Genomic DNA, 11,083 nt, shown 5'->3' on the forward strand with positions numbered 1-11,083 from the left:
GGGCTGTATCCCGCCTTTGAAAAGGCGGGGATTAGCCCTGCTATCGTCCTAAATCTTCAGGGCATCCTCGATTCCAGATACTGTTTTATACCTTGATTGAAAGAGTGGTCCTAAAAAATTCATTTGCCAACGTGTGGTCCTGATGAAGCCCATTTACCTCACACTCATCGTGCTGATTCTGAGCGGGATCGCCTCCGCCCAGCTGACGCCTGATCGGGAGCGTTTCGATATCGAGATCCACCCTGGAGAGGTCATACACAAGACACTGACACTGACAAACACAGGTGAGGAGCCGGTATCGAGGATAAGAGCCACCTCTGTAGGCGGAGATGCGAAAGATATGATAATGATCGATATACCGAAGAAGGCGATCGATCCGGGCGATGATATGGATGTGGACATATTCTTCATGGCACCTCCTGAGACAAAGCCCGGAGCTTACACGGGATTCTTCTACATCTTCGATGAGACCGCACCTCCTGTTCTTCCAATAGCCATAAGCTTCAACCTCAACGTCATCGAGAAGGAGAGCTATAACGTCGGGCTCTACATAAACGATGCCAGAGAGGCCAGCGGAGAGGTCACACCTGATGAGCCTGCAGAGTTCGATCTCGAGGTGAGAAACACCGGCAGGTTCAGGGACCTCATCGAGATATACATCCCTGAGGTCCCCGAGGGCTGGCACCCGAAGCTCTTCGATGGGGATGAGGAGATAGATCTGCCATACTCGCTCCCACTTCCAGCCGGCTCAAGCCGTCTTCTGAGCCTAAAGGTGGAGGTGGATGAGGACGCGAGGAGCGGGTCGATGAAGATCGTGGCGGAGTCACAGGGCAACAGATCAAAGAACGCCAGTGTTGCTGTAAATCTCAAGGTCGGGGTTGTTGTCAAGGGGTATGACGTTAGGATAGATATCCCTAAGCGCGTGGTCGTGAACAGAAGCTATGAGGGGCGGATGACCCTCTTCCTGGAGAACAACGTCAGGGTGATGGTCGATGCTGTATCGGATCCGTCTCTGCTGATCGTGCCGTCGAGCATGGTTCTGGATATCAACGGCAAGTTCGGCTCTGCCAACTTCTCTCTGATCGCGACCGAGCCATCTGGATACGCAATAGTCTTCAGGATGGTCGATTCGAACGGAGTGCCGTTCCCGCCTGAGATTGTTTACGTGGAGGCCATAGAGCCGACAGGACTCGCGATAATCACATCGACTGATCCGAGGTACACAGCCATCGCATCTCTGATCTCAGGAAACAACACGACCGTGCCTGTGATTCAGGTCGGGGAGAGGGTGAGCAAGGAGATCAGGGATCAGCTCCTCCCGTACAGGGATGTGATCATACTGGGCGATGAATCCGCTGTAAGCAGTAAGATCGAGTCTGAGCTATCCGGCTTCAATATCTCGAGGATCGCAGGCGCAGATCTCGCTGAGACCTCCTGGATCCTCGCAGACCGGATGTGGTCCAACCAGACAGCAATTGTCGTCTCCGGGCCGGGCGAGGTGGATATCTTCAGATCATATCAGATCGCTAAGCGCTCAGGTCTGCCACTGGTCGTTTGTGGCGATGCGCTCACAGATTCGATCAGGACATCAATAGAGAGCATGATGGCGAGGGGTCTGGAGAAAGCGATCATCGCAAGCGGCGTGAGCGATTCAGCTGTGCAATCGCTCAAGGCCATGGGTCTCTCCACGGAGGTGTCGTGATGCGCGCCATATGTCTTGCAGTTCTTCTCCTGCTTGTGATATCACAGGCAGGTGCTGTGTTCGAGAGGGGGGCGAAATCGGATATCGATGAGATGATACTTGTCGGTGGGCACGACTGGCATGCTGTTGTGGCATCAGTGCCGCTCTCGACATGGAGTGAGGAGAACACCACAGTGGTGAAGCCGATGCTGATACTCCCGAGAGAGGTGAAGACCGGAAGGCGGCTTGGCTGGGTGGAGGGCACAGATATCGAGAGGTACGGCATGGATGCCATCCTGCAGTCCATGGCCTCAGGCAACGTCTCCGCGATTATAATCCACGGCTCCGGCGAGGACGTCAAGACCCTCGTCAAAACTGCTAAGAAGCAGGGGATGAAGGCGTACATGACCGTGTCCCTGGAGCCGGAAAGCGAAGAGGAGACGTGGACATCAACCTCGCTGGTAAGAGCTAACGATTCGACCCTGGCCGGAATGATCCGCGATGCATTCAGAGGCGTCGAGCTCAGGAAGAGCCTGGAGGAGGGGAACGATACAGAGATCGAGGGATATTCTCTGGATGCAAACGGAAACCGGGGATCTCTGCTGTGCCCCGTGAATCCGAATGTCAGGGAGGATCTCTACGCCAGAATTGAAGAGATCATAGATGAGTACAAAGTTGATGGCGTAGTGCTCTACAGGTTCGGTTTCGAGGGTGTAGACTACTGCTTCTGTGATGTCTGCAAGGAGGAGTTCTACAGAGATACAGGACTGGACCTGACGAGAATAAAGTCCTCAGGATACAACTACCAGAAGTGGCTCTCGTGGAGGGAGCAGAAGGTCCTGGAGATCGCGCGAGAGGCGCGGAACATAACCAGAAATCTCGGACCGGTGGAGCTCGGTGTTGCCATAGACGAACCCTTTGACAAATCGAAGGGCTACAACCTCTATGATCTCTCCGGTACCTCGGACTTTGTTGTTGTCTCCTCTGCGCCGGTGCGGGATGCGGAGCTCGCCGCGAGGGTGACTGATACCCCGATATACGTGAGGCTCAGCGATGATTACGTCGAGTACATGCTATCCACCCAGAACGTCGAGGGCGCTTTGGATTACATCGAGAGTCTGATCGGATCGGGATGTGACGGCATCCTGTTCGAGTACAACGTCGTCTACACACCGCTCTGGTCTGAGCTCGAGCCGCCCTCGAAGGCAGCTCAGTGGCTCATAAAGGCGCTTGGCATGAGGACTCTGGGCATCGGAGATGTCTCCTGGGCATGCAACGAATCGATAAGGTACAACAGCAGCGAGGAGCTCGCCGCGCTTGTGAGCAGCCGGTGGATCTCCTCTCCCGGCGTGGTCCTGGTTGGGGAGAACTATACGGCAGGGATCCAGGCGGCGACAGTGGCCTCCTACCTGAACTGGCCTGTTCTGTTCTTCTCCACCAACATATCGAACACCACGCTCTCAGAGATCGAGAGGCTCGGGTGCAGGGATGCGATCATCTCAGGGGATGCGCCATCTGATGTGGTTAAGAGTCTTGAGGAGATGAACGTCACAGTCCACAGGTACGATCTGGATCTTCTTCTGAGAGAGATGAGGGAGCGCAACGATTCTGTCAGATCCATAGTGCTGACAAACAGCCATGACATATCCCTGATACCTCCAAAGCCGGAGAGCAAAATAAAGAGAGCTATAGTAAAGGATCTCTGGATCACTGTGGAGATCACGCCTGCGAGCATTCCCTCTGAGGAGGCGGGTGAGGTCGTGAGGATGAACATAACGCTCAGAAACACCGGCACAGAGCCCTTGAAGGGGATAAGCCTCGTGGACATGTTCGCAAACGGCCGGTATGTGAGAATGCCGATATACTACAAAGGAAAGCTCGCGATCACCGACCCGATATCCAAAGAGCCGTCGGATCCAGCAGGCGCGTTCTTCAACGGCTCGATACTCACTTGGGATCTCGAGAAGATCGACCCGGACGAGTCGGTATCCCTGAACCTTGAGGTCGTGGTGTTGCATCCGCTGGATGCAGGATGGGTGCAGCCTATCGACAGGGGCATGACGGTCAGGTACACCGGCGTTGAGGATAACGTCACGGTGAAGACCGAGAACGACGGGCCGGTCTCGGAGATAACGTACCCCGGAGAGATGCCCGTCGGGACCGCAATAGTCACATGGAACGTAACTGAGCCGCACAGCTACACAGCCCTCCGGCTCTTCAGCCCGCACGGGCTGATAGGCTACGTGAGGTTCAGAGCCGGGTCGGACGGCTACCGCGCAGCCCTTCCGATGCCTGAGCCTGGAAGGTGGAACTTCAACATAGAGGTCGGCGGCGGCACAGAGTACCGGACGAAGAACATGACCATAGAGGTGAGGTCGACGCTGCCGCCGAACAACGTGACGGCGTTCAGCCATACAAAGGTGCCGAAGCTATCGCTGGCATCGATGCAGGTTGCAGCTGCAAAGCATGCCATTGTGATGGATGTGGCGAGGGACCCACAGTATGTGGATCCAAAAGAGGTGGAGGAGTGGCTGCGCGAGAGCGTGGAGGATATGGAGCTGAGGCCAGAGTACCTCCTGGTGGTCGGAGACCCCGGAGCACTTCCATTCCCATCGACCGGTGTGAAGCAGGAGCTCGAGGGGGATCCGTTCTCCTATGATATCTACAGGGACTACAGGATAGAGACGGATGACGACAACTACACAGAGGTCGCGACCGGTCGGTTCATAGGTCTCAGCGTTTACGACGTCTCGCAGATGGTTGCCAGGTCGCTGAGCTACGATAGGCTCCAGGGCAGCTGGAAGAACACATCGCTCGTTGTGGCCACGCCTGTTGAGTGGCCATGGAGCCCGGTGCCAATCAGGATAAAGGAGTATCTTGCAGAAGCCGGCCTGAACTCAAGAGACCTGCGATGGGAGGAGGCGACCTTCCAGAGGGTCTCCGCATTCATGAACAATGGCGTGAGCATAGTCCACTTCGATCACCACGGCTCTGAGAGTGGCTGGGCGCTCTCGAGCTGGTCGATGACAGACTCGTTCCTGGATGAGACACAGGTCAAGCAGTTCGTTCTCGCTCCGCAGCTCACAACGAGCAACTCCTGTCTTAGCTCCCGGCTGAAGGGGTTCAGCATCAACGTGAGCGGCACAGAGATGTACATACCCATGAGGCTCGACGACTCGATAGCCCTTGCGTTCGTCAGGGCTGGAGCTGTGGGGTATGTGGGATCGTCCGCGCTTGTTTGGATATACGTATCAGAGGACTACAACAAGAGATTCTACCAGGCGCTGGTATTCGAGAATGCAACCGTCGGAAAGGCACTGAGCCAGGCTGAGAACCTGTACATCATGAAGATGAAGGGCGCGGAGAAGATATCCTTCGAGCGGATAGAGGAGATGCTGCCTCCCTGGGAGTACTCCATGAAGGAGATGATGAACCAGACCGCGAGCAGCTTCATGCTCTTCGGCGATCCGGAGTTCAGGCCGTATATTCCAAAGACACCGGAGCTTCCGTACAGGATAGATGAGGTCGAAGGCAACGATACTCTTGCAGTTTCCGTCTCTCCCGTCTCAGAGCAGGCCACGGACTGGCTCTACTGGCTCGGAGTGGACAGCACCGACGGGAAGATCAGCCTCAACGCACCTCCTGCAATCATAGCTGAGGTGCAGCTTCCCAGAGATGCAGAGGATGTCGTGGTTAAAGAAGGATCCAGGGTCGTGTGGCATGCGGAGGATGTATCAGGAGAGCACAAGCGTGTGATGTGGCCTGTTATAAACCCGAGGCTCGGGGATACGAGGAGCTTCTCACTGGAATACCGCGTTGTCCCCGAGGAGGTTCAGATAATAAACATCACAGTCGGCTGGAATGCGGTCTCCATCTACGTCAAGCCCAAGGATCCGCGCGTGGAGAAGTACCTCAAGGGCAAGCCGTACCGTGGGATATTCACCGTGACCGATGATGCGTGGAGCTACTCGCTGAAGGACTCGATGATAACAAACATAACAACCCTCGAGCCGGGAATGGGCTACATAATCGACAGCTATGAGGATTTCACCATTAAGATATCCGGCAAACCTGTGGAGCGACCTTACAGGCTCAAGCTGAGACCCGGCTGGAATCTGATCGGGCTGCCTGTGAACGAATCGCTGGCTCCAATGAACATCACTGTCAACACAGAGCACCGGCGGTACAGCTTCTCAGAGGCGGTCGAGAAGGGACTGATCTCAGCATTCATGTGGAAGTATGAGGGCGATGACTGGAAGCCGCTGAAGATGGACGAACCGATGGAGCCGGGAAGGGCATACCTGATGGAGGTCACAAAGGAGTGCAGGCTGGAGTTCAGGTGAATTCCGGAGATCCACTAAGTGGGATTCTGTGGGTCTCCTGTTCATAGAATCACCGGGGGCGGGGCATCGCGAACTCCTCATAAAGAAGCGTGCCCCGCCATGCTGTATCGTTATATGTAGTGAGACATACCCCCACTACAATGCTTCAGGCGCTTAGAGAGGGAGCTGATCCATCTGAGAATACACTTTATGAACCCAGAGGATTACGCTCGATCTCAATATCCTCTGTCGATTCTGACGGTAGGCTCACCGCGGTGAACAGCTTCAGATGACCTGAGAGCGATTTGACTCGCTGATATGAGAACCCCTCAGCTCCGACAAAAGCGCTTTATCCTCGTGTATCCTCATTCCATCGATGCGCGCTGATATAGCAATCATCGGCAGGATTTTGACACATGGTGGAGAGAGGGTCGAGGTCTCCACTCCCTACGGGAACGTCAGAGCGATCTCATCGCGGATCAGCGGGAGAGATGTCATTGTGATCCCAAGGCACGGCGACAGCCATCTTCCGCCGCACCGCGTCAACTACAGGGCGATAATCTGCGCCGCGGCATCAGCGGGCGCTGTGAGGATCATAGCAATAAACACTGTAGGCTCGATGATCTCGCCCCCCGGGAGCTTCGTGATACCTAAAGACTTCATAGAGTTCACAAAGTCCAGGGTATCCACATTCTACGAGGATCGCGCGGTTCATGTGGACATGAGCGAGCCGTACTGCCCTGAGATAAGGACGGCTCTGATCGAGTCCTGCAGAGCCGAGGGGCATGAGCCGTATGAGGGCGTCTATGTCTGCACCGAGGGGCCGCACCTCGAGACGCACGCTCAGATAAGGATGCTCAGAAGCTTCGGCGATGTTGTGGGGATGACCGGATACCCGGAGGTTGTGCTTGCAAAGGAGAGAGCTCTCTGCTATGCATCGATATGCCTGGTGACGAACACCGCAGGCGATGGCCAAGTTGATCTCAGCCAGATCATGAGCGTTGAGAGTAAGGCGAGGGGCGATCTCGCCAGGATAATCGAGGGGACGGTCTCGAGAATCCCGGGCCGCAGATCGTGCAGGTGCTGCAGGGCCCTGGAGAATGCGGAGCTTTAGGCGTATCTCCTCCAAACCGAAGGAGGGGGATTCCCAGGCCCGGGGTCATTGTCGCACAGGATCTGCCATCAGGTGAGACGAGTATATTCAACATGCATCTCAGCATAGAATCTGCGGCACCAGAAAGCGGCCACATCCAATATGATCTCTCCGGAAGCATGCAGGGTCGCTGCAGATCTCTTTGTATGGTCACCTTCAACTCAACTTCGACTAAAGACGAACCGATTTCATGGTCACTCTGGTGTTCTCGACGCTTTTATGGGCCGATCTGCGACGAAAAGCTTATTATGCGATCAGATCCATCTGCACTGGACATAGGCAAGTGACGAATTCGAGGAGGTTGTAATCTTGCTGACAAAGTTTATGTCGATAGGCCTGTTGTTCGTGCTCATCATCGGTGCCGGGATGTGCGAGGATCAGGCTGAGGGCGTGGAGAATGCCACTGTGGCCATGGATAACGTGACCATGGATATGAATGCGACATCGAATGTGACAGCTGAGGAGGCTGCGCCGCTGAGCCTCCAGTACATCTGGTCCCTGAGCCTGAGCAGCGGGGAGCAGATAACAATGGCGCTGAACCAGAGCGGAGCGGAGCTCTTCGGATCTGCAAAGTACGAGGGCGCTGAGCCATGGAATGGCGTTGTTGTCGGGAGCGTGAACGGCAGCAGCGTGGATCTTGTCCTGACCGCTCTGAAGGGCAGGAGTCTGGTGCCGATTGTGATGAAGGGCATCTATTCAGAGGACACGATCACAGGGACCTACAGCGTGTACAGCCCGAGAGGGGTTGTGAGCAGCGGAAAGTTCACAGCGATGTGGATAAATCCTGATACATCCGTGTACACACCTGCGGTCATCCCTGAGGCTGCACCGCCCGCGCCGGCTGCTCAGACAAATGTAACAGAGACGGAGCAGACCACGACGACACAGCCGACCCAGCTGAGCACGAGGAAGTTCTTCGATGTGACTGAGAAGAAAGAGGAGATATTCTCATCGCCTGCCAGCATAATACCGCCAGGAATAGGCATGGGTGCAGGTCTGTCTTAATACCGAGCGAGAAAGTCTCAAAATAGCCACAGCCCGCCCTCATAGATGAGGTGTGATAGGCGCTGGAAATATCGCATTGCTGATGCGATTTTGAGACAACTTCAGCCATGAACCCACCATCACAGGTGGGCTTCATGCGATTTTTTGTTCGCTGTTTTTGCATCATAAGCTCCCAGAGAAACTGCGATTACCTTATTCGCTACTCTCAGGAGAATCGCTGCGGCAGGAACCTCTCGTGAAGCTTTATCGCCACCACCAGGAAGACGACTGCGAACACAGTCATGACCGCCAGATCCACAGGGGCCGAGTAGTAGCTGATGCCGCTTATCGAATATCTCGCCAGATCGACGAAGTATGTCAGCGGTGAGACTGACGAGATGGCACGCCCCCATCCTGGCAGCTGATCCACCGGCACGAAGACGCCGCTGATGAAAACCATGGGAAAGCGCACCAGCGAGGAGAGCATCATAACCGTAGCGGGCACATCGGTTGGAGGGTAGACCGAGAGGAGTATGCTCAGCGATGCGAAACAGAATGTTGCGAGGAGCATGCCGAGAACGAAGACCGCAGCATGCAGAACCTCAACGCCCATCAGCACTGCGACTGAGAGCGGGATCAGAGATATAAGTATACCAAATACGAATGATGCGATGACATCACCCAGAAGCAGCGCCCAGACCTCAACAGGTGCCGTCACAAGGCGCTCCAGGGTCCTGGACCGCGTCTCCCAGGGGAGAATTGCCGGACCGACAGCTGTTGATGTGAAGAATATCGCCATGCCCATCAAACCTGGAAATAGATCTACAACCGTCATGTTCCGCCCGATCGTGAACGCCATTATCAGAAAGAGCGGAAAGATGATGCCAAAAACCATAACCGGACCTTTGGCGTAGTAGATCCAGACATCCTTTTCGGCGATGGCAAGAGACCGTCGAAGCTGCTCCAGATGGCTCATTTATTCGGCTCCTGTTTTGTGCGTGAGTCTCACGAATATATCCTCCAGAGATGGCGCGAGCGTGGTGAGCGCTAGGATCTTCATGTTGTGAATTCTGGCATAATCCACGATGCTGGTTATTGCCATGTCGATGTCATCAACATACAGTCTGAGCTTGTCTCCGAATTTCATGACCTCTCGAACAGAGGGGATGTCAGAGAGCTCCCGCTCATCAACAGATCTGCTGAAACTCACCTCGATGCAGTAAAGTGCGCTGCCCGCCTGCCTGAGCGCCTCAGGCCGATCCACTGCGATGATCACGCCCCGGTTTATGATGGCCACCCTCTCGCAGAGCTGGCTTGCATCCTCTATGTTGTGTGTCGTCAAGAAGACGGTCGTGCCAGCCCGATTCAGCTCCCGTATGACCTCCTTTATGAGCCTCGAGCTCTCCACGTCCAAGCCGGATGTCGGCTCATCTAGTATGAGCACAGGTGGATCGTTGATGAGAGCCATGCATAGGAGGAGCCTCTGCCTCATCCCCTTGGAGAATCCACGCACCTGGTTGTCTCTCCGCTCATAAAGGCCGAAACGCTTCAGGAGGTCGCTGGCGCGCCTCTCCCGCTCACTCCGGGGAATTCCATAGAGATCGCCCATGAACATCAGATTCCGCCATGCGGTGAGCTCCACATAAGCATTGGCCATCTCGGGAACGAACCCGATCGACTCTCTCGCCCTTATCGAATCTTTAACGATGTCGTGGCCCATTATGGCGGCCGTCCCCTCGTCGGGCTTCACAATACCTGTCAGCATCCTTATGGTGGTGCTCTTGCCGGAGCCGTTCGGCCCGAGGAAGCCGAATATCTCCCCCTCCACAACGCTGAAGCTTATGTGGTCGACTGCTTTGAATCCTCCGTATCTCTTGGTCAGATCGTTGACCTGAATCGCATCCATAATAACTCCAGCTCATCCGATACTTTGAGGCATACCTTCGAGAATGCAGCCTCCGTCTGGAGCCTGCGGCCAGTGCTCAGAGCAGCCGCAATTCAGTCCTGTACCTCTGACTGGAGGGTCTGCAGCCTCTTCTCGACACGCTCCAGCTCGCTCTTCAGCTCCTCTCTGTACTCCTTCAGCCACTCCATCAGCTCTTTCCTGCCCGAACCCATTCCAAATCCGGCGCAGCAGCAGGGATCATGGTGCATTTTATGATGCACCGGCATCTCAAAGAACATCCCTCTCATATGGCACATTCACTCCACCTCCATATCATCCAGCAGATCGATCACGATCCTGCGGGTTCTCAATCTCCACACCTTCTCGGGTATGCCGCCAGTGCCCTCCCGGTATCCCGCCACCTCAATGATGCCTGCCTCTCTTAAAGCGGAGAGATGGTAGTAGAGCCCTGGCATTGAGACCTCTCCCTGGAGCCTCAGCTCCTCGTAGATCTCCCTTGTGCTCCTCTCGCCCTCTCGAATGCAGCGGATTATGGCCCATCTGGTCGGACAGTGCAGTGCGCGGATGTATCGCTGGACCTTTCGCAGAGGTCCCGGAAGGTCTGGATCTTTGCACACATGTATTACTTCAATATTCTAGTATATAATTTTAACTCAAGAGTCGTGTGCTTGATAACCTCCAGTCTGGATCAGAGAAGCATCGGAATTGGGGTTCAATCAGACGGTATTCGCCAGCATACTTCCTGCCCAAGATGCGGATTTCTACATATCTGGAGACACCCGGTATTCTCCAAGCCCAGATATCGAGTGTTCCTCCGGAGATGCGGGGCAGGATAGACCACTACAACAGGAACATGCAGTGGGCGAGCCGCAGGGACGCGGAGAAACCGGGAGATAGCGTACTTTTCAAGGTGGATGTTGCCGAGTCCGGATGGTACTATTTCGGCATTACTGATCTAAGTGGCGGATCCTACGCTCAGGAGTACACCTTCGTGGTTACCAAGTAGGGCGCTTCAATTTCCTTTTTCCCTTTTTAGG

The 11,083-nt window shown here is 54.9% G+C and carries 9 protein-coding genes; 5 read left to right on the forward strand and 4 right to left on the reverse strand.

Features of this window, described 5'->3' with window-relative positions; genetic code table 11:
• Positions 1-142 precede the first annotated feature (142 nt).
• From NQU42_RS07560 to NQU42_RS07575, 4 genes are all read left to right on the forward strand, one after another.
• Positions 143-1,702, forward strand: coding sequence for a hypothetical protein (locus NQU42_RS07560; protein ID WP_296610358.1), 1,560 nt, complete (start codon positions 143-145; stop codon positions 1,700-1,702).
• Positions 1,702-6,024 (forward strand): C25 family cysteine peptidase, encoded by a 4,323-nt coding sequence (locus NQU42_RS07565; RefSeq protein WP_296610359.1) that lies wholly within the window; start codon positions 1,702-1,704, stop codon positions 6,022-6,024. Before NQU42_RS07560 ends, NQU42_RS07565 begins: the two co-directional genes overlap by 1 nt.
• A 355-nt stretch (positions 6,025-6,379) precedes the next feature.
• Positions 6,380-7,117, forward strand: coding sequence for an MTAP family purine nucleoside phosphorylase (locus NQU42_RS07570; protein ID WP_296610360.1), 738 nt, complete (start codon positions 6,380-6,382; stop codon positions 7,115-7,117).
• 348 nt (positions 7,118-7,465) lie between these two features.
• A complete protein-coding gene (locus NQU42_RS07575; RefSeq protein ID WP_296610362.1) occupies positions 7,466-8,161 on the forward strand; it encodes a hypothetical protein in 696 nt (231 codons plus the stop codon).
• Between the two features lie 205 nt (positions 8,162-8,366).
• Here NQU42_RS07575 and NQU42_RS07580 read toward each other — a convergent pair whose 3' ends face one another.
• The 4 genes from NQU42_RS07580 to NQU42_RS07595 form a co-directional block, all read right to left on the reverse strand.
• Positions 8,367-9,116: an ABC transporter permease gene (locus tag NQU42_RS07580; RefSeq protein WP_296610363.1), complete on the reverse strand. Its 750-nt coding sequence runs from the start codon at positions 9,114-9,116 to the stop codon at positions 8,367-8,369.
• Positions 9,117-10,046, reverse strand: a complete 930-nt coding sequence (locus tag NQU42_RS07585; protein WP_296610364.1) for an ATP-binding cassette domain-containing protein — start codon at positions 10,044-10,046, stop codon at positions 9,117-9,119.
• A 92-nt stretch (positions 10,047-10,138) separates the two neighbouring features.
• A complete protein-coding gene (locus NQU42_RS07590) occupies positions 10,139-10,342 on the reverse strand; it encodes a hypothetical protein (protein ID WP_296610366.1) in 204 nt (67 codons plus the stop codon).
• Positions 10,343-10,663 (reverse strand): winged helix-turn-helix domain-containing protein, encoded by a 321-nt coding sequence (locus NQU42_RS07595; protein ID WP_296610367.1) that lies wholly within the window; start codon positions 10,661-10,663, stop codon positions 10,343-10,345. It lies immediately after the preceding gene.
• A 47-nt stretch (positions 10,664-10,710) separates the two neighbouring features.
• Here NQU42_RS07595 and NQU42_RS07600 point away from each other — a divergent pair, with 47 nt between their 5' ends.
• The gene (locus tag NQU42_RS07600; RefSeq protein ID WP_296610368.1) at positions 10,711-11,052 is read left to right on the forward strand and encodes a hypothetical protein; all 342 of its coding nucleotides are present in this window, start codon (positions 10,711-10,713) and stop codon (positions 11,050-11,052) included.
• Positions 11,053-11,083: the final 31 nt, after the last annotated feature.

The sequence above is a fragment of the Methanothrix sp. genome (assembly GCF_024518575.1).
In the GTDB taxonomy this organism is placed as follows: domain Archaea; phylum Halobacteriota; class Methanosarcinia; order Methanotrichales; family Methanotrichaceae; genus Methanothrix_B.

Excerpts from the sequence above, each read along its gene's own strand:
- NQU42_RS07565 (WP_296610359.1), top strand. The coding sequence starts at position 1,702 with ATGCGCGCCATATGTCTTGCAGTTCTTCTCCTGCTTGTGATATCACAG.
- NQU42_RS07570 (WP_296610360.1), top strand. The coding sequence starts at position 6,380 with ATGCGCGCTGATATAGCAATCATCGGCAGGATTTTGACACATGGTGGA.
- NQU42_RS07590 (WP_296610366.1), bottom strand. The coding sequence starts at position 10,342 with ATGTGCCATATGAGAGGGATGTTCTTTGAGATGCCGGTGCATCATAAA.
- NQU42_RS07560 (WP_296610358.1), top strand. The coding sequence starts at position 143 with ATGAAGCCCATTTACCTCACACTCATCGTGCTGATTCTGAGCGGGATC.
- NQU42_RS07585 (WP_296610364.1), bottom strand. The coding sequence starts at position 10,046 with ATGGATGCGATTCAGGTCAACGATCTGACCAAGAGATACGGAGGATTC.
- NQU42_RS07580 (WP_296610363.1), bottom strand. The coding sequence starts at position 9,116 with ATGAGCCATCTGGAGCAGCTTCGACGGTCTCTTGCCATCGCCGAAAAG.